This window comes from Brevibacillus gelatini (assembly GCF_003710935.1).
GTDB lineage: Bacteria > Bacillota > Bacilli > Brevibacillales > Brevibacillaceae > Brevibacillus > Brevibacillus gelatini.
In genome coordinates this window covers 36,303-61,875 of the sequence record NZ_RHHS01000017.1, presented here as the reverse complement: position 1 = coordinate 61,875, position 25,573 = coordinate 36,303, and the positions used below count along the sequence as shown (strand labels likewise).

Sequence of the window (25,573 nt, the reverse complement as noted above, 5' to 3'; positions counted from 1 at the left end):
ATGTGTGGAATCGTAGGTTGGATTGATTGGGAAAAAGACGTTTCCAAGGAGCGTCCGATCCTGCAAAAAATGACCCAGTGCCTCACCAATCGCGGGCCGGACGCCGAAGGCTTTTGGCTCACTCCGCGGGCTGCTCTCGGCCATCGTCGGCTCGTCGTGGTCGACCCGGCTGGCGGGCAGCAGCCGATGACGGCTCTCAAAAGCGAACATGCCTGCACGATTGTTTACAACGGGGAACTGTACAACACAGAGGACTTGCGGCAGGAGCTTATCGCCTGCGGTCATGCTTTTCAGTCCCATTCCGATACAGAGGTTCTGCTGCATACGTACCTGGAGTGGGGCACTGACTGCCTCTCCAGGCTGAACGGTATTTTCGCTTTTGCGATCTGGGACGAACGGGCGCAGCATTTGTTTGTCGCACGCGACCGCCTGGGTGTCAAGCCGCTTTTTTACGCGCAGAGAGGCAGTTCCTTTTTGCTCGCCTCCGAATTAAAAGCGCTGCTCGCCCACCCCGAGGTGCGGCCGGAGCTGTCGCGGGAAGGACTCGCAGAGGTGTTTGGCATCAGTCCGGCGCGCACGCCGGGACATGGCGTGTTCCATAACGTGCACGAGCTGCGGCCGGGCTGCTTTCTCACCGTCACGCGCGACCGGGTCAAACAGGAACGATACTGGCAGTTGGAAAGCCGTCCGCATACGGACGACCTGGACACGACGACAGCGCGCGTCAGGGAACTGGTCGTCGATGCCATCGAGCGTCAGCTGGTAGCAGACGTCCCTGTCGCCACCCTCCTGTCCGGGGGACTGGATTCAAGCATCATTACCGCTGTGGCTGCTGCGCACTTCAAAAAAGAAGGACGCGGGACGCTCCACAGCTACTCCATCGACTATGTAGACAATGACAAACATTTCAAAGCGAGCGCCTTCCAGCCAAACGATGATGCGCCATACGTGCAGCTCGTGTCCAGCTACCTTGGCACGCAGCACCACACGATCAAATTCGATACGGCTGACCTGGTCGACGCCTTGAAAACCGCCACACTCGCCCGCGACCTGCCGGGAATGGCGGACGTGGACGCCTCGCTCTACCTGTTTTGCCGCGAAATCAAAAAAGAGATGACCGTTGTCCTCTCGGGAGAATGCGCAGATGAAGTGTTTGGCGGCTACCCGTGGTTTCACCGGGAAGAACTGCTGCACGCGGGCACCTTCCCTTGGTCGCGGGCAGTCAAGGAACGGGCCTCGTGGCTGTCGCCCGAGCTGCGTGCCTGGGTCAAACCGGAGGAATACGTCGCGATGCGCTATGCGGAATCACTCGACGAAGTGCCGCACTTGCCCGGTGAGGACCCGCTGGAAGCACGCCGCCGGGAAATGTTTTATCTCAACATGACGTGGTTCATGAACACCTTGCTTGATCGCAAGGACCGGATGAGCATGGCGGCCAGTCTGGAAGCCCGCGTGCCTTTTTGCGATCACCGGATTGTCGAATACGTCTGGAATATCCCCTGGGAAATGAAAACTTACGGCGGCCGCGAAAAAGGAATTTTGCGCAAAGCGATGGAAGGCATTCTCCCGGACGAAGTGCTGTACCGCAAAAAAAGCCCGTATCCGAAAACGCATAACCCGTCCTACACCGAAGCCGTCCGCACCTGGCTGCTGGATATTTTGAACGACCCCGGCTCGCCGCTGTTGCAGCTTGTCGATGTCCCCGTCATCCGCAAAATTGCCGAGTCGGACGCCCAGGCGTCGAGCATTCCGTTTTTCGGTCAACTGATGAGCACACCGCAGTTGTTCGCCTATCTCGGCCAGATGGACTACTGGCTGCGCGCCTATCGCGTCTCGATCAGGGCGTAGGGTGATTGCTTGCTTGCCAAAACGAAAGCTCCTCAACCCCATGGTCTCATGGGGTTTTGAGGAGCCGTTTCTTTCCTTTTCTTTTGGGTTTTCTGGCCTGCTTTGGCCCTGGTTTCGCCGCAGGATGCAGCATCGGCTTCGGCACGGGCTTCCCGGCGGAATTCGTTGCCAGCATGGACACTGCCTTCGGAGCTTCCACAGACGGACGGTATCGGATGTCACCCTCACGACCGGACCGCTTCATGATTGTAAACGAATCGGTATCTCCCGCGCGGATCAAGCGGTAATCCACTCTCGTCTTCTTTTCTCCACCGACGAGAATGGCTGCCACCAATCGCTGGTTGGGGCGGTTGCCTTTAACCTGAATGGACTGTACGATGCAAGGAAGCGGCGGAATCGGCCTATACGGAATACACAGCTTCCCTTTTAGCACCCGCAGACCGAGGTTGCGAATCATTGTCTCTGTCAACTGCTTTCCCCAATACCTGCGAAAAATGCGGGAGATTTTCCGCTTCGTATTGTACTTGTCAGGCAAAGGCGTGTAATCGACGCCATTTACCGTGTAGACGACTTTTCCGCGCGGCGACGCGGCGATCTGTGTCCAGACTTGCTCGGCCGAGCTGATAAACTGCTTGAACAAGCGCGATTCATCCAATCATTTCACCTCCTCCATAAACCGTATGGAGAAGGGCTTATGCTAGTACGCCCTTTTTACCTGGCGATTTTGGCAACGGCCACCCGCCCGGAGAAAAAAGTCGCGCCGCCGCCCATATCAGCAAGGCGATCAGGGGTCAGTGCGTTCACGTAATGCTTGGCATGCGGGGCGTCTGCCCACAAGCCCTGGCTTGCGACCACACCGGGCAGGACATTTTCCCCGACCGAGACAACCAGTTCGCATTCTCCCCGATCATTCCAGACGCGCACCGTATCCCCATCCGCAATCCCTGCGGCACGGGCATCTGCGCTGTTCATATGCAGGCGGGGAGCTTTTTCCATTTGGACGTGCCTGTCGTTATTGGAAAACGTCGAGTTCAAAAAGTTATGGTTGGGGCCGGGAACAAATTGATACGGATAGTCGCCGTCCTCCACCAGCGGAGTATACGTCGGCAAGGCCGGATAGCCTCTGTCTGCCATCGCCTGCGAATACAGCTCGATTTTTCCGCTCGGGGTTGCCAGGCGGCCTGCAAAGTACGAATCGACCTTGGCTTTCATGTAGTTGTGTTTGGCGAGCGCGTCGAAGTCGATTCCTTCCAGATGCGGATTGCCGTGACCCGCAAGCGCCTGGCGAATCATCTGCTCGTCGGAATCGCGGAAAGCAGGCTCATCGTAGCCCATGGCAAGGGCGAGCAAGCGAAATACTTCCGTGTTGGACTTGCTCTCGCCATACGGGGCAAGGACTGGCTTTTGCAGTTGAATGTAGTGGTGCCAGTAGCTTGTGTAAAAGTCCATGTTTTCATATGAGGACGTCGCGGGGAGCACGATGTCGGCATAGCGCGCCGTCTCGGTCAAAAACAGATCGTGGACGACAGTGAACAAGTCTTCCCGCGCAAGCCCTTGTCTGACCTTGTTGCCATCCGGGGCGACAATGGCCGGATTAGACGTGTACACAAACAGCGACTTCACAGGCGGATTCGCTTCCAGGAGCGCCTTGCCCAGCTCGTTCATGTTGATGACGCGGGTGTTTTTGTTTTTGAGCAGGTCCGGCCGCTGCAACGCGTGTTTGTTGTGCTCCAAAAATCCTTTGTTGCCCTTGATCGCGCCACCGCCCCGCACGAGCCACTGTCCGGTGAGCGCGGGCAGACAGGCGATCGTCCGCACGCACATGCCGCCGTTGTCGTGATGCTGAATGCCGTTGCCAATGCGAATGAAGGAAGGCGAGGTCTGGCCGTACAAACGCGCCAGCTTGTAAATATCGTCAACCGGGACGCCGGTGATCGCAGACACGGTAGCCGGGTCGTACGCTTTTACGTGCTCTCTCAGTTCTTCGTGTCCGACCGTGTACGTTTGCAAAAAGGCGGAATCGACCAAGTTTTCTGCGAACAGGACGTGCATAAGTCCGAGTGCCAAAGCGGTATCGGTTCCGGGCAAAATCGGGATGAACCAGTCGGCCCAGCGTCCCGTCTGGTTTTTATGGACGTCGATGACGACGATTTTCGCGCCGTTTTTCCGCGCCTGCTCGGCAAGCACGACCTGGTGCATGTTCGTGCTGACCGCGTTGATCCCCCACATGATGAACAGCTTGGCGTGCACGGTGTCCTCCGGGTCCGTGCCGAAAGCGCCGCCCATCGTATAGTTGTAGCCAACCGCTCCTGCGCTGTTGCAGATCGTGCGGTCAAGAATGCTCGCGCCCATGCGGTGGAAAAAGCGCCGATCCATCCCTTCCACGTTGATGCGGCCCATGTTTCCGTAAAAGCTGTACGGCAGGATGGACTCGGGGCCGTCCGTGTCAATCAGGGTGCGCCAGCGCGAAGCTATCGTCTCGATTGCTTCCTCCCAGGTGATGCGGACAAATTCGCCGCTGCCCTTTTTCCCGACTCGCCTGAGCGGATGGGTCAGCCGCTTTGGATCGTACAGACGCGCCGCCATGTTGCGCACTTTGTTGCAAATGTTTCCCTTCGTCACCGGGTGGTTCGGATCGCCCTCGATTTTCACCAGCTTGCCATCCTGCTTGTGAAGCAGCAGTCCGCACTGATCCGGGCAATCCAGGGAGCAGACGGCAGGAAATACGCCATTTTCCTCTTGTGTAAAAGTCACGGTAGGTCCCTCTTTCGTCTTTGCTTTTTTCGGTGTATGCTGCTGGCTGGCACACGCTGCAATTCCACGTAACCAGATCGAATAACCTTCTTTTTCTATGTATTGTAGCATGAACGGGGAAACCCCAAATAACTGAATCCCGCAAATTTACGAAAAAACATCCCGTTCCGCTGTCAAAAGCAGGACGGGATGTTTGTCTTTCGTGTATTCGATCCAGCAGGAAATGCTATAAGCCAGGTTCTGTCTCTCCCGTGCTGCAAGCGGGACGCATCCCTCGCACCAAGAGCGGTAGCCATCTATCTATGGCATCCGAAGATACCATCCGTCCCTTCCGTTTGATTCCTTCAGGACGGTTCCCCTACCAAATTTGGGTTTCTCGCTCGCAGGGTTTACCGCGTTCCATCTTTTCTGTCGCCAGAAAAGCTACGTTTCTGTGGCACTTTCAGCGTACTCGGGCCTCAGGGAGAGCCCTTTCCACGCCGTCAGCGAGGCTTAAAGCCTCACTGCCCTGGCTTGCGCCAGGTACGAACACTCCAAGCATCTCAGCTTGGGCGAGCCTGGACTTTCCTCTACCGCCAATCGCCGAAACGATTGCGGCAGCGGCTACCCGCATTTCCTGCCTTTCAGAATCAGTATTACACATTCTAACATGTGCCCAAAGTGTGGTCAACCAGCAAAAACTGGGTTGTTCCCATTCGATCCTGTTGCCAACCTGTAGTACAATAAAGAGGCTACAAGGAGGGTTGACCGTGATAACCATTACCCCGCAGGCAGCAGCACGCCTTGCCCTCATGATCGCGGAAGAGCACGACGCAAACGAGCTGGGGATCAGGCTTGTTCCGACAACGACAGGCTGCGGCAGCTTTACCTACAGCATCGCCATTACCGAAGCGGAAAAACACGATCAGGTCCAGGTCATCAACGAAGTCCGCTTTTTTTACAAGCCACAAGACGTGGACAAGCTCGTTGGGACTGTCATTGACTGCGATCCTGTCACGGGACGTTTTTCCATTCGCCACCCCCGGCCGCAAGCGGCTGATTGCTCGCATACTCACTGACCAGGAGGTTATTATGTTACTGCTTTCGTTCGAAAACAGCAAGCCCAAGATTCATCCAACTGTTTTCCTCGCCAAAGGCTCCGTCGTATCGGGAGACGTGGAAATCGGCGAGGATTCTTCCATTTGGTACAACACCGTCATTCGCGGCGACATTGCGCCGACTGTCATCGGCAAGCGGGTGAGCGTACAAGACAACAGCACCCTGCACCAGAGCCCGAACAATCCGTTGATTCTCGAAGACGAAGTAACGGTCGGACACAATGCCGTCCTGCACAGTTGCATCGTCCGCCGCGGAGCCTTGATCGGCATGGGCGCGATTGTGCTGGACCGCGCCGAAATCGGCGAAGAAGCGATGGTCGCTGCCGGCGCCCTCGTCCCTCCCGGCATGAAGGTGCCGCCCCGCACGCTCGTCGTCGGCAACCCGGCGAAGGTCAAGCGGGAGCTTACCGAAACAGACTTAAAAGAGCTGGTGCGCATCCGCCAGTCTTATGTGGACAAAGGCAAGCTGTACCGCAAGCTGGAAGAAAACCCGCTGGAACGGTAGCATATTGCTAAAGCAAGGTCGAGGACATCGTTGCCCTCGACCTTTTTAATCGTGATACCTCCCCATCACAATCGTATTGTAGTAATTGCCGTCGGAAAGGCGTCTGTCCTTTTTCAAAACACCTTCCACCTCAAAGCCAAGCCTCTCGTACAACCGGATCGCTTTCTCATTCGTTTCCAGGACGTGCAGCGTCATTTTTTTCACGCCAGTTCGCTCCGCCCACGCAATGGATTCCTGCAACAAATTTTTCCCAATGCCATATCCCCAAAAAGCTTGCAGGACGCCGACGCCAAACTCCACCTCGTGTTCAGGCGGATCGCTGCCGCTCCACTTCGCGAATATGCTCAAACAGCATATAGGAGCGAATCGCTGTCTCCAGGTGCAGACGATCCGGCTCTTTTGTCGTGAAATGCTTTTGAAAAAAAGCGGACAGCTTGTAGAGCACCCCGCAATATTTGCGCACGTAGCGATCTCCAAACATCCCGACCAACAGGCCGCCCACGCCGCAGGCAATGCTTCCCGCAAGCGGCAAAAACCAGACCGACAGCAAAAATCCGGTGAAAAACCAGACCACCAGATTTGTCGAGCATCCCGCGTTGACAATATCCGCTTTCGCAATTTGCGGCAAGGCAGCAAGCGATTTTTTGCCCGGATAGCTGAAAACTTTATGTTCTGCACCGTGAAATTTTTTCATCATTTTAGGAAACACAAAGTGAAAGCCGCCGACATACACCGCGACCCACATCGGGTCTACAACCGCCCACCCCGGATTGACCAGAGCGGCGGCCACATAACCGGCGAGCAAAAGGTGAAAAAGCTGATAATACCAGGGAAAGGAGAAAAAAATCCGATACCACAGCTTGCCGATCGTCTTAAGTGTCATTTTTTCCGCCCACGTATGGATGACGCCGTCTTTTACTTCCGCACAAGCAAGCACGTTCCGATCATGAAAAAGCACACCGCGTCCAAAAGACATCCCCATAATCATGCCGTTAGCTATTCTCCTTCCGCTCCAATGTCGTTATAATAGGTTGAGTTGTACGCAGAATGAAGGAGGTTTCCACCATTGATCCGCATGGTTCCAACAACACCAATCACACCGCTTCACGATCCATGGGAGCCGTTGTTTAATGCGACACCGCCCGCATACAAGCTCACCAGCGTGGAATTTACGGTAACGAATCTGTGCAATCTCCGCTGCGAGCATTGCGCGGTTGGCGATACATTGCGATACAAGGACGACCCCGCCCTGCCTGTCGATCTGATCCTGCGCCGTCTGGACGAAGCCAAGGATCTGCTTACGCTAAGTATAACAGGCGGAGAACCGATGTACAGCGAGCGAACTGTAAAAGAAGTCATCCTGCCGATCCTGCGCTACGCGGCAGACCGCGGATTGCGCACACAGATCAACTCGAACATGTCCATGCCGTTTTCCCGCTATGAGCTGATTTTGCCTTACATAGATGTGATGCACATTTCCTGGAACTGGTCTTCGCCAGAGGAATTCCATGATATTGTCTACGCAAAAGCAAGGCAAACAGTTTCAAGCAAACAGGCCGAAGCGCAGTTTGAGCGGATTATGGAAAATTCCCGCAAGCTCGCTGCGGCAGGCGTGTTCGTCTCGGCGGAAACGATGCTCAATCATCGGACGTGGCCCAAGCTCGATACGCTGCACCGGCAAATTCAGGAGATGGACTGCCGCAGGCATGAGGTGCACCCGATGTACGCCAGCGACTTTGCCCGCGATCTCAACGTGCTGTCGTTGGATGAACTGCGCCAGGCGATTCACCGGATGCTCGACATTCGCAACGAAAACTTGTGGATGCTGTTCGGGACATTGCCGTTTTTCGCATGCAGCCCCGATCCGGCAGACAGAGAGCTGATCCAAAGGCTGCGGACAGCGAAAAACGTGACCACCCGCAACGATCCGGATGGTCGGAATCGCCTGAATATCAACATTTTTACTGGGGATGTGATCGTCACCGACTTCGGCGATGTCGAGCCGCTCGGCAATATTCAGAACGATCAGTTGCAGACGATGTTTGACATCTGGCAGCGCCATGCCCTGAATCAGAAAATCAACTGCTACTGTCCGGCGGCCAAATGCGCAGGGCCAAACCTGCTCGTTGCCAACACTTACTACCCGGAGACGAACTTCACCGCGCGCAAGGCCCTCGTCTAGTTGGGCACGCTAGGACGAGAGGTGATGATGATGAGCAGACGAAAGCGTCCTCTCGTCCCAGGTGCCAGAGAGGGGCTCGATGCCCTGAAGGCACGAGTCGCCCATGTCGCAGATCCGAACCAGGCCAAGTATGAAGTGGCTTCCGAGCTTCACGTCCCGTTGCAGCGCGGCTACAACGGCCAGCTAAGCGCACATGACGCAGGCCGGATCGGCGGCAGACTGGGCGGCAGCATGGTAAAGGAATTGGTGCGGATGGCCGCGCAAGCCATGAGTAAAAAATTGTAAACGCCTCACACCTTGGAACCCCGCCTTTTCTGCTTGCCAGCGGCGGGGTTTTTTTGCGAGCGATTGTCCGTACTTGTGTCAGCAAGCCCCTTGCCGATTGCCAAACGAAAGCTGAGCCAGCACAAGCGAAAGTTATGTACATAAAAACCGCCCCGAAAAATGGTTTGGAGGCGGTTTTTTGGCTGTCTGGCGTCTTGTCGTCATCTGAGTTTGTCGAGATTTTTCGCACTCGGCTTGCGTTGGCCCAGCATCGACTTGCTGATGGTGTTTACTTTGTGAAAGGAATCGAATACTTGATCGATAACTTCCACCAGCTCACGGATCTGCACCACTTTTCCATAGACGCCCATGAAATGGTGTCTGAGGTTTTTGCCGTTAAACCCTAGCATGGCCGCACCTCCTCGTAATCCTCTAGTACCACCTTATGCAGCTTGGGGCCATGGGGCAATGGCGAAGCGGGAAAATTGTCAGCCCCTTGCAAAAGAAAGGATGGCAGGACGGCACCGTAGCCTAGCGCGGGCGCGGAGTCGTTGTCGGCCGTGGTCGGGGCGTTGGCGTCGGTGTCGGCGCCGGTCCGGGCACGAGCCGCTCCAAACGGGTTACGCGGGCTTCCAGACGGTTGAGGCGCGTTTCCAGGCGATCCACGCGATCGTCTACCTTCGTATAGTCTTCGCGCAGCGCATCCACACGATTTTCCACGCGCGTCAGTCTCCGTTCCACATCACTCGTTGGTGCAGGCGTTGCTGTAATCGGGATGTACAGGTTTTGCCCGACGTAAATGTAGTACGGATACGCGATATTATTGACGCGGATCAATTCCTGAACCGGGACGCCAAAGCGGGCGGCGATACTGTTCAATGTATCTCCCGCACGGACTGTATAGTTCACGAAGCTCACTCCCTCTATCTTTTCTTGTTCGCTTCTAGCCTATGCCCGCCCGGAGAGAGAGGAGCTAAACCAATACCTATTTTTGCAAAGATGGGTGTACACCCAGTATATTCGCCGTTGCAGGCCAAGATGGGCAAGGCACGCAAAAAGCCCCCGGCGCACAAGGTGTCGCCAGAGGCTTTTCATCAGGAAAACTTGCGAGTCTTATTAAAATACCGGATCGGCAAACTGCGCCAATTTTTCCAGGGAGGATTTCTCGACATCGGCATGCAAGCTGTTGCCGTGGGAGTCCATCGTGACGATGGCGGCGAAGCCTTTCACACGCAAATGCCACATCGCTTCCGGAATACCGAATTCCAGGAAGTCCACGCCCTCTACTTTTTCCAGACACTCGGCATAGTACTGAGCCGCACCGCCGATGGCGTTCAGGTAGACAGCGCCATGCTCGTTCAATGCTTTCAACGTTTTTGCGCCCATTCCGCCTTTTCCGATAACAGCGCGGATTCCGAATTTCTTGATAATCTCGCCCTGGTATGGCTCCTCGCGGATGGAGGTTGTCGGTCCGGCCGCTTTTACGTGCCATTCCCCGTTTTCATCCTTCAGCATGACCGGGCCGCAGTGGTAAATAATTCCGCCATTGAGATCCACAGGGCAGTCGTGATCCATGAGGTAGCTGTGCAGAGCATCGCGTCCTGTGTGCATTTCGCCGTTGATGATGACGACGTCGCCCACTTTCAGGCTGCGGATTTGTTCTTCCGAGATCGGCGCTTCGAGGACAACCTCGCGGCGGCCTTCGGCTTTTTCGCTTGCTGCTGCGGCAGGAGTCACATCCATTTCGACTTTCTCATCCTTGTACAGGTAGCGGATAATTTCGCCTGTTTCTGCATTCAGACGCACACCTTGACGGCGGAACGCCCAGCAGTTGTAGGCGACGGAAACGAAAAAGCTTGCCGGCAGACGATTTTCCACGCCGATTTTGCAGCCGAGCAGGGTCGAGTTTCCGCCGAAGCCCATCGTACCGATTCCGAGCTGGTTCGCTGTTTCCATAATGTAGTTTTCCAGAGCGGCCAGATCCGGGTTCGGATTGACATCGTCCACAGGACGGAACAGTTGATGCTTCGCCAGCGCATAGCCGGAAGTGCGGTCGCCACCGATACCTACTCCGATAAAGCCGGCGCTGCAGCCTTGTCCTTGTGCCTGGTAGACGGCATGCAAAATGCATTTGCGCACGCCATCCAGGTTGCGGCCCGCTTTGCCCAGACCCTCCAGCTCACAGGGCAGGGAATACTGGATGTTTTTGTTCTCACAGCCGCCGCCTTTCAGGATCAGCTTGATCTCGATTTCATCCTCTTCCCACTGCTCGAAATGAATGACCGGAGTGCCTGGCCCAATGTTGTCCCCGCTGTTCGCCCCTGTCAGGGAGTCAACGGAGTTGGGACGCAGCTTGCCTGTTTTGGTCGCCTCGACAATCGCTTCCTTGATCGCTTTTTTGATAATGAGCTGGTTGACGCCAACCGGAGTTTTCACCTCAAATGTCGGCATTCCCGTATCCTGGCAAATCGGAGAAACGTTTTCCTCGGCCATCACGACGTTTTGCGCAATCGTAGACAAAGAAAGTGCTGCACGTGTGCCCAAATCTTCTTTCATTTTGGCTGCATTGACAGCGCGACGCACGTCTGGCGGCAAGTTCGTTGACGTATCCGTGATGAGTTCCAGAATGCTTTGCTTCAAGTTTTCCATCTATGACGCCCCTTTTGACGTAATTGTGAATGGTAGCTTAAACCGCCTACTATTATAGCACACGCTCTCCCCCCTGTCCGTAGATTGCGGGCCAAAGACTGTGTGAAACGTTAAAGCAGTATCCTGCGTCTTATGATTGAACGCACATCCTGCCAAGAATTAGATGCGAGGGGATCGAGATGAAGAAAAAAGCAGCGGGACTTGTCGTGACGGCCTTCGTACTGTGTGCGCTGCCGTTTTTGCTGCCGGCAGGTTCGATCAAGGAGCCGACTGTCACCGCGGCAGCGCAAGATGAATTGCCCGTCGTCGGTACCTACGAGAAATTCAAGAAACTGCTGAAAAAATCGGTGGCCAACAACACCTATGCAGAACTCGAATTGGGCATACCCGCAATGGCTCCTGCCCTGCAAGCGGGGGATGCCGCCAAAAGTACAGCAGCCCCGGATTTTTCGGTGACAAATACGCAGGTGCAAGGCGTCGATGAAGCCGACATCGTCAAGACGGACGGCACCTATCTGTACCAGTCAACGAATCGGGAAGTGCGCATTGTCAAAGCCTACCCGGCCCAAGAGATGCGCGTGACGAGCAGGATCAGCTATGAGGACGGCCAGTTCACCCCACTGGAGATGTTCGTCGACGACAAGAGACTCATCGTGATCGGCCAGGCGGACAACTACGTCGAGTTGGCTCCCTTGCCAGCTTCCAAGCGCGCCATCCCGTACTATCGCAACAACCAGCTGGTAAAAGCGCTCGTTTACGACATCGCGGACAAAGAAAATCCGCGGCTGATCCGACAACTGGAAGTGGAAGGGCAGTACCTGTCCTCCCGCAAAATCGGTTCCAGCCTGTACTTGACGGCCAACAACTCCATCGACACCTACCGGATTTTGCAGGAAAAAACGGAGCTTCCCGGCCCCGCCTATCGCGACAGTGCCTTCGGCGAACAGTATCAACCCGTTCCGTACAGCGACATCCGTTATTTTCCGGAAAGCTTGCAGCCCAATTACCTGATGGTGGCAGGCGTCAATCTCGACCTGCCCAGGCAAAAGCTGTCGCTTTCCACTTATTTGGGGGCAGGGGAAAACATTTACGCCTCCCCGACCAGTCTGTACGTAGCAGTAACCGAGTATAAAGCGAATCAGCGCAATATGATGCAAACCGAGTCATTTGACCGTTTGTTTGCTCCGCCGCTTGCCGCGGACACGACGATCTACCGCTTCGGCATGAACGACGGAAAAATCGCCTTTTCAGCAAAGGGCCGCGTGCCAGGCCAAATTCTCAACCAGTTCTCGATGGACGAATACGACGGCTATTTGCGAATCGCGACAACGAGCGGAAACATGTGGCGCACTGATGCGGACACCTCGAAAAACAACATTTACGTCCTCGACAGCAAGCTCGGCATACACGGCAAGCTGGAAGGCGTCGCGCCCACCGAGCGTATCTACTCCGTCCGTTTCATGGGAAAACGCGCTTACATGGTGACATTCCGCAACGTGGACCCGCTGTTTGTGCTTGATCTGGAAAAGCCTGACGCCCCCCGCATTTTGGGAGCGCTGAAAATTCCAGGCTACAGCGATTACCTCCATCCGTATGACGAGAATCACATCATCGGATTCGGCAAGGAAACAGAATCAGACAAGGACATGGCGTACTACCAGGGGATGAAAATCGCACTGTTCGACGTAAGCGACGTGAGCAAGCCGAAAGAAAAGTTCAAAACCGTCATCGGCGACCGCGGAACAGACTCCGAACTGTTGCACAACCATAAAGCCTTGCTGTTTTCCAGGGAAAAAGGGCTGCTCGCCTTCCCGCTCAGCGTCTACGAATGGACGGAGGCACAAAAGGCGGAGCAGAACATCCGCGGCTACGGCCACTTTACGTTCCAGGGCGCGTACGTCTACCGGATCGATCCGGAAAAAGGCTTTACCTTGACCGACAAAATTACCCATCTGGAGCCAGAAGACATCGCCAAGGCAGGAGAAGGCTGGTACGAGAGCTCCAAAAACATCAGGCGAATCTTGACGATTGACCAGACGCTCTACACCATCTCGGACGACATCGTCAAAGCCCAGCAATTGTACGGGCAAAAAGCTGTAAAAACTTTGCCCTTGACGAAATAAAGGGAATGGTCTGTAACGTGGACATATTCTGTGCTAAGATGGGGGAATAGAGGCAGCGCAAAAAGAGAGGGTGTCATTACGTGGAGTATTTGAGTCTTAACTGGACTTCAACACTGGCGGGATTGGCTGCCGTGCTGTTGGTCATGTTCATTCGCCTGCACTGGCCCTTCCGCTTTCAATATATGGCGAATCTGTACAAGCGCCGATTGGATGTACGGCTTAGCTGGCTGGAGGCATCCTACCGAAAAAACCGTTCGCGTGCGGTAGCCATGCTCGACAAATCAACACATGAAATCATGATCGGCAATTACGAACTGGCTGAAAAGTACATTGTGTCAGGAATCAACGTCTGCAAGGAACACCCTTCTCTGTTCAACCAGGCCATGATTCACTACCTGTTTTACAACCTGGCGATCGTCTACTACTCGTCCGGGCGCTACAACGAATCGCTGGAAGTCGCCTTCCGCATTTACCAGCGCGACCAGGGGATGACGGATTCGCTGGCGCTCATCGCCTGCTCGCACGCTCGACTGGGTGAAATCGAAAGCGCACTCGAAGCTTATCAGCTAATTGCCAGCAGACGCTCTGCCAAGGAGTGGAAGCTGTTTTGCCTGGCTGAGATCGAAGCGGCCAAAGGCAATTACGAGCACGCCTTGACCCACCTTCGCCAACTGCTGAACAAATCGGCCAGCTCCTTGTACTTCAACCGCTCCGAGCTGGAAAAGCGCCTGGAAGAATGGCAAAAGGCTTCGACCCACGCCAGCTAAATTTCCCCCTGCTTTCCCATGAAAGTGACACCGCACATGATTTCTGGTGTGCGGTTTTCTGTTGCTGCCTGCTTCCAGAAACCCGACATTTTTGGCAGAAAAATGTGCGCTACTCTATCCTATTTCACAGATGCAGGCAAGAAAGAGAGGTTTTTCAACATGAAAAAGTTTGACATTTCGATTTTGACGGCCGCCGTGCTCCTGACAGGACTGGCCGTGATCGGCGTATCGCAGGCAAAAGACTCGGCTGCCGCCCATGCAGGCACTGTAGCTACTGTCGGCAATTCCACGATCTCGCAGACCGCGCTCTATGAACAGATGAAAAAAGAGACAGGCACCAAAGTCCTGACCGACCTGATTGCCATTGAGCTGTGCAAACAGGAAGCGGCCGCGCAAGGCATCAAAGTGACCGAGCAAGAAATTGACGCGAAGATCAATCCGATCAAGGAAAAATTGAAAACACCGGAGAAGTTCCAGGAATATTTGCAGGAGCGAAATCTGGATGAAAAAGGGCTCCGCGAGCGGTTCGGCATGCTCCTGCTGCGGGACAAGCTGTTTGACAAAGCTTATCCGGTGACAGAGGAGCAAATCAAGGAATATTACGAGAAGAACAAGGATAAGCTCGAACAAACATTGGAAGAAGCTCGTCCGCAGATTAAAGAGAAGCTGCAGGATCGGAACAGACGCAAGCATGCGGACGAGTGGCTGGAGCAGATGAAGAAAAAATATAACGTCCAGATCATGGACCCGATTCTCGTCGAGAAAGAAGCAAAATAATCGGTTTCGCTTCGCTCAGGCGCGAAACGCCAAAAAAGACTTGTGTCGCCCGTTTTCCGGTGCACAAGTCTTTTTTGCTGATAAACATTTACGAGCGGACAATTTCGATCAGCTCCTGCAAAAATTCGGCGATGTCGCCTTGCAAAACCGGACCGTGTCCCGTTGCCAAATATTCAATTGGCCACTCCAGCAAAGCTGTAAGCCCCTCCACGTACTCCGGGACGCGATCTGGCTCCTCCATCGCCCAGTTCTTGATCTGCGTCTTGTACGCGGCGCGACATTCGCTTTCCTTGCCGATGATTTGCCCCAGCTCGGCTTTTTCAAAGCAAATGTGATCGCCCACAAAACAAATCTTGCTCTGTGGGTCAAAAAAAGCTACCGAGCCTTCCGTATGAAAGGACAGCTGCTGAAAGCGCAGCACCGGAAGGTCTCCCCTGCTCCCTGTGAAAGTGTGCCCGAACAGCGTCTGAGAGAAATCGTCCAGCTCGTAGTAGTCGTCGAGATGAATCCAGTTGTTGCGGGATGGAAACATGTCGGCGTTTCCGATGTGGTCCGCATGCCGATGGGTAAAATAAACGTATTCAATCCGCTCCGGCTTGGCACCGATTCCCTCCAGCGCCTGCTGAAAGTACGCACGTTGCTTGCGCAGGTGGGAATCGATAACAACAAACGATTCACCCTGTTTGATGACGTAGCTGTTCACATAGCTCTGCCACGCATCCTCGTAGGTGATGATCGCCCAGGTGGAGTCTGTGATTGGTGCAATCACGTTGTTCATGCCTCCATCTCTCCTCTCCTCCCAGTTTTTTTATTCATAATGATATTATACACAATGATACACGACCTTGCCGACACTTGCCAAAACATCGGCCGTTAAAGTACAGTTGCCTTTTCGCCCAAGCTGACCCAGAAGCGCCCCTGTGAACGGGTGATGTTGACCGGAACCCCAAAAAAGCGGGTCAATCCGTCTGCTGTGAGCACCTCGTCCGTTCTTCCCGCGCGCTCTACCTCCCCCGCCTTCAACAGCATTGTGTGCGTAAAGCATGGCAAAATTTCTTCAATATGATGCGTGACGTAAATCAGTGTCGGTCCATCCGGCTGCCTGGCAATTTGCTCGATCATCTGGAGCAGCTGCTCTCTTGCCAGCAAATCCAGCCCAGTACACGGCTCGTCCAAAATAAGCAGCCGGGGAGAGGCCATCAGCGCCCGCGCAATCAGCACCTTTTGCCGCTCTCCTTGCGAAAGCGCCCCGAACGGCCTGTCCCGAAGCTCTGTGCAGCCAAATGTTTCGAGCAGGGCTGACGCTTTTTGCACGTCTTCCTCCGCCGGAACCGAATACAGGCCAATCGTCGCTTCTCTCCCGCTCAAAATGACGCGAAAGGCCGTCTCATGCTCGTGAAGCTGCGCGATCAGAGCGGTGCTGACCCATCCGATTGCTTTTCTCACCTCGCGCAAATCGACCGTTCCATACAAATTGCCGAGAACGCTGACCTGCCCTTTTGTCGGCCAGGTATAGCCACAAATAATTTTCAGCAAACTTGTTTTGCCGGAGCCGTTCAAGCCGACCAGGCACCAATGCTCGTTTTCCCGCACCTGCCAGTTCACGTCGCGCAATATAACCGTTTCGTCCCTTTGCCACATGACCTGGTTTACGTCGATTATCATTTGCTCGCTCCACTCCTGTCTTTCTTTGTCTTGTCGGAAAAAAACGTAATCTTTCTGATTATTAAGAGTATACCTGTCCATTTCAGACGGATCAATGCAAAAAACCTTCATGGCAAACTTCAAGCCGCGAAGGTTTCGACAATGCAGTATGCTTAAAACTTTCCTTGCAACTTGAACACGATCTCCGCGAACAAGGTTGCGAACAAAAACGTTCCGGTGAAAACGACGAGGGATACGACAACAATCCGCCAGCTCAGCTGCTTGAACAGATGAATGTCTTTTCCGAGCGACAGGCCCGCATAAGCGAGAATCGGTGTTGCGAGCGCCAGCAGGTTGATCTTGCCAATCGCTGCCGCCGTGTACTCGCTTCCCGGGAAAAAGGGGGAAGTAGCGAGCATGGCAAACAGGGAAATCCAGACAATGACCGGAGACTTGAACGGCAAAATTTTGGTAAAGCCCATCCCGATCAAGGTGATGACCGCCAAAAGCAAAATGCCCGGCAAAGATTCCTGGAGCGGCACACCGTAGCCGATCCAGTTTCCGATCAGCGAAATAAAGCCAATGATGAGAATCGTCAAAATTTGATTCATGCGCTTCTTTTCCCCCCTTCTGTTTTCGAAGAAGCGTTTTTGCGGCCGATGATCGGCTCAAGCCATGCGTACAGGCGCTGCGTCAGCGGCAAGGAGATGAAAATGCAGACGTACGTCCCGATAATGCTCATCATCAGGTTCGCCGCCCCGGAATAGAAGGCGATGTCGTTTTGTGCTTCCGGGAAAATAACGGCGAGCGAGCCAGTTGCAGCCGCCATCATACTGCCTGAGCCAACCGCTGCGCCCATCGCGAGCGAAATCGGATGAAAAATTCCGCTGCTGCCAAGAATACTGGCGAGAAGCGACATGAAAATGGCGCCAAACAACGTACCGCAGATGTAAACGCCCAGGGCGCCGCGCGCTTCCGGGGAACTTCCGCCAAACTTGTCGACGATAATCGCCAGGTTAGGCTCGCGATCGAGAGAGTAGGTGGCCCCGATCGATTCCCGCTTCAAACCGAGCAAAAGCGCTACAGGCAAGCCCAAAATGATCGTTCCGACGATGTGCCCGACTTCCTGGACGAGCAGAGATACCCCCGCTCCGAACAGCTTGGGCAGCTCCGGTCCAATGTTCGCCCCCAGCTTGCATACGAAGATCAGAAACGACAAGCCCAAAATGTTCCCCGCAACATTCATGTCTTTTTCTTTCAAAAACTTGAAGGAAGGCCAACTGATGACACCGCCGAGCACAAGTGCATACAGCATCGGGAACAAGGCGATGACACCGATGCCGATATTGATTTTTTGCGTGCCGATAAACTCTGTCAAGGCTACCAGTACAAGCACCAGGACGTGCAGCTTGTACACATTCACGCGTCCCTCTGTCACTTTCTCTGTCATAAGAATCCCCCTGTTCGGTCTTGTTTCTGTCTGCTCTTCGACCATTTCACGCGGACATTTTTTTAGTCGAATTCACCTTTTTTGTTGTGATATTTAGTTATATTAGAATTTTCTATCATTAACGTCCACGCAAAGTATACAAAGCACGAAAAACAGCTTTAAAACAGCATTTTTTATCGTTTTCCGGCAAAATAATGCTCTGTCTTCGCTTTTACAAAATGCACGGCAAGCCATCCATGTTTTCAGCCGCTTTGGCCGAGCCTGCTGCTGTGCCGTTTGCATCCATCTTTGTCCCCTCACCACCGCTTGCCAGGCGAGAGCTGGCTGACGGAAAACGCGGCCATTCCGTCTGTTCGTTCAACTGGGAACTTTTCATTCCCAAGCCGCCCCCGTTTTTGGGGATACTACTGGTGACGACGCTCCCAGGGGTGATTTCCTTGATCCGTTTGGGCTATGCCTGTATCAGTGTGAAGCTGAAAAACAATCCCAACAAAAAGACGACCGTTGCGCAACTCAACAAGCTGGAGCCGCAGGAGCGGTTGAGAAAGCTGCGGCAAGTGTTGCAGACGAATTTTTTCAACCTGATGGATTTGCTCGCCTACAACGTGGAAAACCGGATTTTTTTGTATCGCCTCCCCTCGGAATTCGTCCCGCTGGCAACGCACCCGGTGGCGGCAGATTGGGACTGGGCCAAAGAATTTTCCTGGGACTTTCAAAAAGCGGGAGAGTTCATCCGCAACAATGGCATTCGCCTGACAGCGCATCCCGGCCACTTCAGTATTTTGAACAGCGACAAGCCATCCGTGGTCGAGGCGACCATCGCTGATTTTTCTTATCACGCCAAAGTGTTTGATCTGCTCGGTCTCGACGATAACTCGGTGCTGGTTACGCACGTCGGCGGCGTGTTCGGGGACAAGGCTTCGTCCTTGGAACGGTTTGCGGTCAACTTTGCGCGACTTCCCGAGCAGGTCAAGCGGCGGCTTGTCGTGGAAAACGACGATACGTCCTTTACCATGCGCGAGGTGCTGGAACTGTGCGAGCGGCTTGGTGTGCCGATGGTGTTCGACCTTCATCACCATCATTGCCATTCGGACGGCGAGGATTGGACCGAATACCTCCCGCGCATCATCAAGACGTGGGGAAACCGCATCCCGAAAATGCACATGTCCTCTCCGAAATCGGCCAAAGAATTTCGCGCTCATGCAGACAAGATCGATCCGGACGAATTTATCTCTTTTGTGAGTGCGCTGGCGGATTACCATGTCGATATTGTATTGGAATGCAAAAACAAAGATGATGCCCTGCTGTCGCTTCGCCATCATCTGAAAAAGCGCGGGGTCGATGTCGAGGTGTTTGCCGCTGTCCCTTGATCGTTGCTGTCACCCTAACAGCCAAAAGGACGCCCGCGTATCACAGGCGTCCTTTTCAGGATTCTTCCTAATCGCAGCTGCAGCCGCAATCGCAGCCATGTCCGGAGGATGAACCTCTATGTCCCCAGGACGAGGAGCTGCCGCGATCACACGAACTGCTGCTCCGATGCTGCCAAATCTGGCAACGATCGTGATAATATTTCATTCTCCGTTGGTGATGCTTGTAATATCTGCGGTATTCGCTGTATTTGCGGCGATGATCCCGGTATTGCTCGCATTTGTGGCGGAAATACTGCATCCGGTCCATATGGAAATGGAACTTGAACAAGTAAAGCTCGATTTTCGAGCCTGGCCGGACGTTTTCCGGCATCGGCGGCCTCATGTTTGGCGAAGCATTTGGTGGACGCCGATTCGGCATGGCGTTCGGCGGCATCGGTTTCGGTGGCATTGGGTTTGCTGGCATCCGGTTTGGCGGCATCTGATTGGATGGCATCCGGTTCGGCGGCATTGGGTTTGCTGGCATCCGATTCGGCGGCATCGGATTCGGCGGCATTGGATTTGCCGGCATCTGGTTGGATGGCATCCGGTTCGGCGGCATTGGATTTGCTGGCATCCGATTCGGCGGCATCGGGTTGGCCGGCATTGGTTTGGGTGGCATCGGGTTCGGCGTATTCGGCATCATCTGGTTAGGAGATGGCGCAGTCGGCCGCTGCGGTTGCGGCATCGGGCGGGCCGGGATGTTGTGCTGCGGATTTTCCGAGCTTTTTGGCATATTCGGCTTCGCTGGCGATGGTATGTTCGGTGACGGCAACGGCATCATGGAAGAAGGCGGTTTCGGCATTTCTTTGGGACGCCTTTTGGACGATGGAGGCCCAGGCGGCATCTTGCGTCGCTTTTCCACGGAATTGAACACGTCCTTTCTGATGAAATCACACAGTACATGGTATGACATCTATCCCGCTCAAGAAACGACACTCGCCCAGTTTCCCAAAGTGGACTGAGCCCGTTTTTTCTCCTATAGGAAAGGAGCCGTGCCATTCTTGATCTTGACGGCGCGCTCACTTTCGTTACAATAATACTAATAACAACAATTATCTGACAGTTGTAGAGCGAAAGTGAGGACAGACGTATGCAGCCGCCCATCAGGCTTACACGTTTCATCCAATCACATAGAACCCGGGAGCGAGGGGTTAGGAGCCAGTATCCTAACCCCTCGCTCTTTTCGTTCTCTGCTCTGTTAAAGGAGGAAACTATTCGTGAATCAGCAAGCACATGTCATTCACATGAACGGAAATGATCTGCGCATTGAAGACGTCGTCCTGATCGCCAGAAACTCACACCGCATCGAATTGACCCAAAAGGCGCTGGAAAATGTCCGCCGCTCCCGTGCCATGGTGGAAAAAATGGTCGAGGAGCAAAAAGTCGTCTACGGCATCACGACGGGCTTTGGCAAGTTTTCCGATGTCATGATCCAGGGCGAGGATGTCAGCAAGCTGCAGGAAAACTTGATTATGAGCCACGCATGCGGGATGGGGGAGCCTTATCCCGAGGAAGTCGTCCGCGCAATGATGGCCCTGCGGATCAATGCTCTGGCAAAAGGCTACTCCGGCATTCGCGAAGAAACGCTGCTTCATCTGGTCGAACTGTGCAACCGCGGCGTCCATCCGGTCATTCCGCAGCAAGGCTCGCTCGGCGCCAGCGGCGATTTGGCTCCACTCGCGCACATGGTTCTCGTCATGCTCGGCAAAGGCGAAGCGATTGTCAACGGACAGCGCCTTGGCGGTGAAGCAGCGCTCAAACAGGTCGGACTCTCCCCGATTCGCCTGCAAGCAAAAGAAGGGCTTGCCCTCATCAACGGCACGCAGGCCATGACCGCCCAGCTTTGCCTGGCCCTGTACGATTCCCGCGTCGTGCTGGAAAGCGCGGAGCTGATCGCCGCCATGACGATCGAAGCGCTGCGCGGCATTCCGAAAGCATTTGATCCGCAGCTGCACCTCGTCCGCCCGCATCCGGGACAGCAGGAATCAGCGAGACGTCTGCTCGCGCACTTGTCCGGCAGCGAACGCACCACGGAACAGGGCGAGCTGCGCGTCCAGGACCCGTACAGCCTGCGCTGCCTGCCGCAAGTCCACGGGGCGACACGCGACACGCTGGAGTACGTCTGGGAGACCGTCACCCGCGAGTGCAACAGCGTGACGGACAACCCGATTCTTTTCACAGAGACAGGCGACGTCATCTCCGGCGGGAATTTTCACGGTCAGCCGATGGCCTTTGCCGCAGACTTTTTGGCTATCGCCATGGCAGAGCTGGCCAACATATCCGAGCGCCGCACAGAACGGCTCGTCAACCCGCAGCTCAGCGGCCTGCCCGGATTTTTGACCGAAAACGGCGGACTGCATTCCGGCTTCATGATTACGCAATATGTAGCCGCTTCCATCGTTTCGGAAAACAAAGTGCTGTGTCACCCTGCCTCCGTCGATTCGATCCCTTCCTCGGCAAACCAGGAGGACCATGTGAGCATGGGAACAACCGCTGCCCGCAAGCTGCGCACAGTCGTCTCCAACGTAACAAAAGTGCTCGCCATCGAATATTTGGCGGCTGCGCAGGCAATTGATTTCGGGAGCGGCAAGCTGGGCGCAGGCACGAAAAAAGCTTACGATGAGCTGCGCCGCGCCGTTCCCCGTCTGCACGAGGACCGGGAAATGCACCCCGACCTGGTGAAAGCAGAGGAACTGATCCAAAAAGGAGCGCTTGTCATTCTCTAATGGTTGATCCTGCTGGGAACGCCCTCCCTTCTCTGCTATGATGAAAGCAAAGGCTGTGCGACAACGCACAATCCGATTCGCAGTAGAGCATGGAGGGCTGCCTGATGAAGCCAGCATCTGAGTCGCTGCAACACCCTGACTATCTCTTGTTGTTTGACGGCGTCTGCCACTTGTGCAACAGCGCCGTGCAGTTCATTCTCAAGCGCGATCCGTCCGGCAGCATTCACTTCGCTTCCTTGCAGTCAGAAAAGGCGAAGCAGCTTTTGTCCCGCTATTCGTACGATCCCTCTGAGCTGTCGACGGTGGTGTTGATAGCCCATGGACGGCTGTATACCAAGTCAGACGCGATCTTGCGCGTGGCCCACAAGCTGTCCGGAGCCTGGCCGCTGTGCTTTTACCTTGGCCGACTCTTTCCCCGTCCTTTTCGCGATTTTGCTTACGACTGGGTTGCAAAAAACCGCTACCGCTGGTTTGGAAAACAGGAGCAATGTATGTTGCCTACCGCCGAGATCAAGTCTCGCTTTCTGGACTAACCGAAAAAAAAAAATGGCAAGCCGGGCTGCACCGATAGCTTGTCGCAGCCAAGCTGCACCTATCGTCCTTCCCATGCGCAAAAAAGAGGAGCCGTCGCTTGCTGTCGGCTCCTCTTTTTTGCTAGTTGACCCGCGCTTGCGGATGATCGTCGCTTGCGTAGGCAGCGGCTTTGGCGTTTGCTTCCACCTGCTCCGGGCTTTTGCTGCCGGGAATCACCGCCGTGACGGCTGGGTGCTTCAAGCACCACGCCAGCGCCCACTGCGCCATATCCATGCCCTCTGGCACTTCGCTTTCCTTGATTTTGGCCACTTCTGCGAGCAAATGGTCGACGTGCTGCGAATTGTGGCGGTGCCGCACATCGTTTCCGGCGAAGACGGCGCCTGGCTTGTATTTTCCGCTCAAATAGCCGCTCGCCAGCGGCACGCGTGCGAGCACGCCCAAATCCTGCTCGATGCACGAGGCGAACACCTCTTCCTCCGGCTTGCGGTCCAATCGGTTGTAGACGACCTGAATTGTCTGCGCGTTGACCCGCGAGGCTCCTGTCACCTGATGCATGTTTCCATTTTTTGCAATCGACAGTCCCAGGTGGCGAATCGTTCCAGCCTGCACCTGCTTGTCGAGGTAGGTCCACAGCTCGTCGTTGTCAAACGCTTCGTTTGGCCCCGAATGGAACTGGTACAGGTCGATGTAGTCTGTCTGCAACGCTCGCAGCGACTTTTCCAGCTGCTCCTGCACGGCGGCCACGCTGTAATCGTCCGTTCGCGAAAACTTGTCGTGAAAATGGTGGCCGAACTTCGTCGCGATGATCCAATCTGTGCGGCGGTTCTTTTTCAGATAGCCTCCGATCAGTTGCTCCGAGAGGTGGTCGCCGTAGCACTCCGCCGTATCGATCAGGTTGATCCCCAGTTCATGCGCCTTGTCCAAAATCTGATCTACTTCGGACTGGGAGAAGTCTTTCCCCCACTCTCCGCCAAATTGCCACGTACCCACGCCAATGACCGAAACCGTCAGTTCTGTTTTCCCAAGTCTGCGGTACTTCATCGTCGATTCCTCCTCGCGACTGTATGTAGAAAAGGCCCTGAGCGAACTGTCGCTCAGGGTGAAATCAACCGAAAATCAGATCGTTTTTTCGATGTTTAACTGGCTGACAAACTCTCGCAGGTTGTCTTTCCGTTCCTTGCGCATTTTTTTGCGCTCCTCTGCTGATTCCATCAGCTTTTTCTCCTCTTCGGTTTCCGGTACAATCGCCGGAACTTCGGTCGGATTGCCCGCTTCATCCAGCGCGACAAATGTCAAAAACGAAGTGGCAGTCAGAACTCGTTCCCCTGTTTGCAGGTTTTCCGAGACAATTTTCACAAACACTTCCATGGAAGTGCGCCCCGTCGAGGAAACGAACGCTTCCAGACAAATCGAATGCCCCATTTTCACGGGTGCCAAAAAGTCGATGGAGTCGATGGAAGCAGTTACGACAGGGCGACGCGAATGCCGCATGGCAGCGATTGCCGCTACCTCATCTATATAGGCCATCATCGTCCCGCCGAAGATGGTCCCGTGGTAATTGGTATCAGACGGCTGAACCAAGGATGCCTGGATCGTACGGGATTCTTGAGTAGTCTTGACTTTCATTACTGTTGCTCCTTTGCCAATCAAGTTCATGCTCCCCCATCATATCACAAGGCATCCGCTGTTCCAATTACATACTGGCAGTTGGCGTATGGCTGCTCTTTCGCAGATGGTCGAGAATGCTGTCAGCTTCCTCCTGCAAAAAATAGCGCAGCATCGGCATGTTCCATTCAAAAGCGGGGCGATAGCCATCCAGCGCGAACCAGTTTTCGTCGAGGTGCGCAGCCAGCTTCCTGCGCTCCGGGTTGGCGCAATAAAACTGCTCCAGATAATCCGTCCCCCATCTGGAAAAGGATGACGTCTCTTTGGTCACGGCGGTCAGCAAAATTTCCTTGCCTGTATCGATCAAGTCCAGCGGATAAAGCTGGCAGCTGAACGGCTTGAGCGGCAAGACATCGTGCCCTGACTCTTCTGCATAGGCGTGGATCGCACAGCCGAAGCGGCCGTTGTTTTCCTGATAAAACAGACAGTTGCCATGCCGCAGGCGAATGGTGCCTGTCGTCTGTTCCGGGTCCCATACGCCGTAGCGCTCCCAGTTTTCCCGCTCGCCTGCTGTCTGCAAACGGGCAGCGATCTCCGGTACTTCTTTTTCCAGCACCGGAATTTGCCATTCCTCGACGGCGTACGGCTGGCCGCCTTCACAGCACGTCTCGCGGTGAACCGCCCGGCAATTCCAGCAGTCCAGGTGAAACAAAGCGAGCAGAGCGGGTACGTCCACCATGTACCGCCCTGCCTGTATCATCGCATGCCTGTTTTTTTTCATGTACTTTTCGCAACTGTACGCTTCTTTTTCCGTCATCGGGTCAGGTGTTCCGACGTAGCGATAGGATGACTTCCTGCTCATTTTTCCAGAATGATCTCCGCTTCCGTACCGAAAATGTTCAGTTTTCCGTCAGCATACGAGGCGAGATCCACTTCTTCTCCGGGAATTTCCATCAAAATTTCCACGCTTTCCTCGTCCTCTGCCACAAACAGCAGCCACAGGTCTTTTTCGGCGAATTCGTTGTCGGTGAGCTTCACCTCTGCCAGTTGCCCCTGAAACTGCGTGACTTCTTCATCGTCCTCGCTTTCCGTGTCCCATTGTGTAAACGTGACGGACAGCGGCTGCTTGGCAAACTCGTCCACAAGCAGGCGCAGAAGCTGTTCGTGCTGTTGAATATCCATCGTCAATCCCTCCGAAAAAATATCATTACTGCCCATCATAGCAAAGTGCGACGAAAA

The 25,573-nt window shown here is 54.5% G+C and carries 27 protein-coding genes, 1 other RNA gene and 1 pseudogene; 12 read left to right on the top strand and 17 right to left on the bottom strand.

Translation table 11 applies throughout. From position 1 onward, the window contains the following. Entirely contained in the window at positions 1-1,848 is a 1,848-nt protein-coding gene (gene asnB / locus EDM57_RS06740; protein ID WP_122903996.1) for an asparagine synthase (glutamine-hydrolyzing), read from the top strand. A 46-nt stretch (positions 1,849-1,894) separates the two neighbouring features. On the opposite strand, the gene EDM57_RS06735 is transcribed toward asnB, so the two are convergent. The 3 genes from EDM57_RS06735 to rnpB all read right to left on the bottom strand — a co-directional run bounded on the left by EDM57_RS06735 (position 1,895) and on the right by rnpB (position 5,217). Beyond that, positions 1,895-2,503 (bottom strand): hypothetical protein, encoded by a 609-nt coding sequence (locus tag EDM57_RS06735; protein ID WP_122903995.1) that lies wholly within the window; start codon positions 2,501-2,503, stop codon positions 1,895-1,897. A gap of 56 nt (positions 2,504-2,559) precedes the next feature. Beyond that, a complete protein-coding gene (locus EDM57_RS06730; RefSeq protein ID WP_122904325.1) occupies positions 2,560-4,602 on the bottom strand; it encodes a molybdopterin-containing oxidoreductase family protein in 2,043 nt (680 codons plus the stop codon). Between the two features lie 224 nt (positions 4,603-4,826). Then, positions 4,827-5,217: RNase P RNA component class B (gene rnpB / locus EDM57_RS06725), an RNA gene on the bottom strand. Between the two features lie 134 nt (positions 5,218-5,351). Here rnpB and EDM57_RS06720 point away from each other — a divergent pair. Both EDM57_RS06720 and EDM57_RS06715 read left to right on the top strand, forming a co-directional pair. After that, positions 5,352-5,660 (top strand): HesB/IscA family protein, encoded by a 309-nt coding sequence (locus EDM57_RS06720; protein WP_122903994.1) that lies wholly within the window; start codon positions 5,352-5,354, stop codon positions 5,658-5,660. A gap of 13 nt (positions 5,661-5,673) precedes the next feature. Next, positions 5,674-6,204, top strand: a complete 531-nt coding sequence (locus EDM57_RS06715; RefSeq protein WP_122903993.1) for a gamma carbonic anhydrase — start codon at positions 5,674-5,676, stop codon at positions 6,202-6,204. Between the two features lie 45 nt (positions 6,205-6,249). Here the strand turns inward: EDM57_RS06715 and EDM57_RS06710 are convergent. Beyond that, positions 6,250-6,510, bottom strand: a pseudogene (locus EDM57_RS06710) (N-acetyltransferase family protein); the annotation flags it as partial. Between the two features lies 1 nt (position 6,511). Next, the gene (locus tag EDM57_RS06705) at positions 6,512-7,192 is read right to left on the bottom strand and encodes a DUF1385 domain-containing protein (protein WP_122903992.1); all 681 of its coding nucleotides are present in this window, start codon (positions 7,190-7,192) and stop codon (positions 6,512-6,514) included. 78 nt (positions 7,193-7,270) lie between these two features. Between EDM57_RS06705 and yfkAB the strand changes: the two genes are divergently transcribed. Both yfkAB and EDM57_RS06695 read left to right on the top strand, forming a co-directional pair. After that, complete coding sequence (gene yfkAB / locus EDM57_RS06700; RefSeq protein WP_122903991.1) at positions 7,271-8,386, top strand: radical SAM/CxCxxxxC motif protein YfkAB; 1,116 nt, start codon at positions 7,271-7,273, stop codon at positions 8,384-8,386. Positions 8,387-8,416: 30 nt separating this feature from the next. Beyond that, a complete protein-coding gene (locus EDM57_RS06695; protein WP_122903990.1) occupies positions 8,417-8,671 on the top strand; it encodes an alpha/beta-type small acid-soluble spore protein in 255 nt (84 codons plus the stop codon). A gap of 200 nt (positions 8,672-8,871) precedes the next feature. On the opposite strand, the gene EDM57_RS06690 is transcribed toward EDM57_RS06695, so the two are convergent. From EDM57_RS06690 to EDM57_RS06680, 3 genes are all read right to left on the bottom strand, one after another. Next, positions 8,872-9,060 (bottom strand): hypothetical protein, encoded by a 189-nt coding sequence (locus EDM57_RS06690; RefSeq protein ID WP_122903989.1) that lies wholly within the window; start codon positions 9,058-9,060, stop codon positions 8,872-8,874. A 121-nt stretch (positions 9,061-9,181) separates the two neighbouring features. After that, positions 9,182-9,559 carry a LysM peptidoglycan-binding domain-containing protein gene (locus EDM57_RS06685; RefSeq protein WP_122903988.1) on the bottom strand — a complete coding sequence of 126 codons (378 nt, stop codon included), beginning with the start codon at positions 9,557-9,559 and terminating at the stop codon, positions 9,182-9,184. 207 nt (positions 9,560-9,766) lie between these two features. Beyond that, complete coding sequence (locus EDM57_RS06680; protein ID WP_122903987.1) at positions 9,767-11,299, bottom strand: fumarate hydratase; 1,533 nt, start codon at positions 11,297-11,299, stop codon at positions 9,767-9,769. A gap of 179 nt (positions 11,300-11,478) precedes the next feature. Between EDM57_RS06680 and EDM57_RS06675 the strand changes: the two genes are divergently transcribed. From EDM57_RS06675 to EDM57_RS06665, 3 genes are all read left to right on the top strand, one after another. Continuing rightward, positions 11,479-13,422 carry a beta-propeller domain-containing protein gene (locus EDM57_RS06675; protein WP_122903986.1) on the top strand — a complete coding sequence of 648 codons (1,944 nt, stop codon included), beginning with the start codon at positions 11,479-11,481 and terminating at the stop codon, positions 13,420-13,422. 80 nt (positions 13,423-13,502) lie between these two features. Beyond that, positions 13,503-14,189, top strand: coding sequence for a tetratricopeptide repeat protein (locus EDM57_RS06670; protein WP_122903985.1), 687 nt, complete (start codon positions 13,503-13,505; stop codon positions 14,187-14,189). 159 nt (positions 14,190-14,348) lie between these two features. Beyond that, positions 14,349-14,966, top strand: a complete 618-nt coding sequence (locus EDM57_RS06665) for a SurA N-terminal domain-containing protein (protein ID WP_122903984.1) — start codon at positions 14,349-14,351, stop codon at positions 14,964-14,966. Between the two features lie 88 nt (positions 14,967-15,054). On the opposite strand, the gene EDM57_RS06660 is transcribed toward EDM57_RS06665, so the two are convergent. The 5 genes from EDM57_RS06660 to EDM57_RS23230 all read right to left on the bottom strand — a co-directional run bounded on the left by EDM57_RS06660 (position 15,055) and on the right by EDM57_RS23230 (position 18,436). Beyond that, a complete protein-coding gene (locus EDM57_RS06660; RefSeq protein ID WP_122903983.1) occupies positions 15,055-15,744 on the bottom strand; it encodes an MBL fold metallo-hydrolase in 690 nt (229 codons plus the stop codon). A gap of 95 nt (positions 15,745-15,839) precedes the next feature. Continuing rightward, positions 15,840-16,631, bottom strand: coding sequence for an ABC transporter ATP-binding protein (locus tag EDM57_RS06655; RefSeq protein WP_122903982.1), 792 nt, complete (start codon positions 16,629-16,631; stop codon positions 15,840-15,842). A 152-nt stretch (positions 16,632-16,783) separates the two neighbouring features. After that, on the bottom strand, positions 16,784-17,221 hold the full coding sequence (locus EDM57_RS06650) for a hypothetical protein (RefSeq protein ID WP_122903981.1): 438 nt from the start codon (positions 17,219-17,221) through the stop codon (positions 16,784-16,786). Further along, positions 17,218-18,048 carry a DUF3100 domain-containing protein gene (locus EDM57_RS06645; RefSeq protein WP_122904324.1) on the bottom strand — a complete coding sequence of 277 codons (831 nt, stop codon included), beginning with the start codon at positions 18,046-18,048 and terminating at the stop codon, positions 17,218-17,220. Before EDM57_RS06645 ends, EDM57_RS06650 begins: the two co-directional genes overlap by 4 nt. A 223-nt stretch (positions 18,049-18,271) precedes the next feature. Next, entirely contained in the window at positions 18,272-18,436 is a 165-nt protein-coding gene (locus tag EDM57_RS23230) for a hypothetical protein (protein ID WP_170163406.1), read from the bottom strand. Positions 18,437-18,497: 61 nt separating this feature from the next. On the opposite strand from EDM57_RS23230, the gene uvsE reads away from it, so the two are divergent. The 4 genes from uvsE to EDM57_RS06625 all read left to right on the top strand — a co-directional run bounded on the left by uvsE (position 18,498) and on the right by EDM57_RS06625 (position 22,728). Next, on the top strand, positions 18,498-19,430 hold the full coding sequence (gene uvsE, locus EDM57_RS06640) for a UV DNA damage repair endonuclease UvsE (RefSeq protein ID WP_122904323.1): 933 nt from the start codon (positions 18,498-18,500) through the stop codon (positions 19,428-19,430). 482 nt (positions 19,431-19,912) lie between these two features. Beyond that, positions 19,913-20,431, top strand: coding sequence for a hypothetical protein (locus EDM57_RS23690; RefSeq protein ID WP_246005759.1), 519 nt, complete (start codon positions 19,913-19,915; stop codon positions 20,429-20,431). A gap of 282 nt (positions 20,432-20,713) precedes the next feature. Continuing rightward, the gene (gene hutH / locus EDM57_RS06630) at positions 20,714-22,195 is read left to right on the top strand and encodes a histidine ammonia-lyase (protein WP_425455787.1); all 1,482 of its coding nucleotides are present in this window, start codon (positions 20,714-20,716) and stop codon (positions 22,193-22,195) included. 104 nt (positions 22,196-22,299) lie between these two features. Beyond that, positions 22,300-22,728 (top strand): thiol-disulfide oxidoreductase DCC family protein, encoded by a 429-nt coding sequence (locus tag EDM57_RS06625; protein ID WP_122903979.1) that lies wholly within the window; start codon positions 22,300-22,302, stop codon positions 22,726-22,728. Positions 22,729-22,849: 121 nt separating this feature from the next. Here EDM57_RS06625 and EDM57_RS06620 read toward each other — a convergent pair whose 3' ends face one another. The 4 genes from EDM57_RS06620 to EDM57_RS06605 form a co-directional block, all read right to left on the bottom strand. Next, positions 22,850-23,770, bottom strand: a complete 921-nt coding sequence (locus EDM57_RS06620) for an aldo/keto reductase (protein WP_122903978.1) — start codon at positions 23,768-23,770, stop codon at positions 22,850-22,852. A gap of 75 nt (positions 23,771-23,845) precedes the next feature. Continuing rightward, positions 23,846-24,355, bottom strand: a complete 510-nt coding sequence (locus tag EDM57_RS06615) for an acyl-CoA thioesterase (protein WP_122903977.1) — start codon at positions 24,353-24,355, stop codon at positions 23,846-23,848. Between the two features lie 67 nt (positions 24,356-24,422). Next, positions 24,423-25,196 (bottom strand): DUF3109 family protein, encoded by a 774-nt coding sequence (locus EDM57_RS06610; RefSeq protein ID WP_122903976.1) that lies wholly within the window; start codon positions 25,194-25,196, stop codon positions 24,423-24,425. Then, positions 25,193-25,516 carry a hypothetical protein gene (locus EDM57_RS06605; protein WP_122903975.1) on the bottom strand — a complete coding sequence of 108 codons (324 nt, stop codon included), beginning with the start codon at positions 25,514-25,516 and terminating at the stop codon, positions 25,193-25,195. Before EDM57_RS06605 ends, EDM57_RS06610 begins: the two co-directional genes overlap by 4 nt. Between the last annotated feature and the right edge of the window lie 57 nt (positions 25,517-25,573).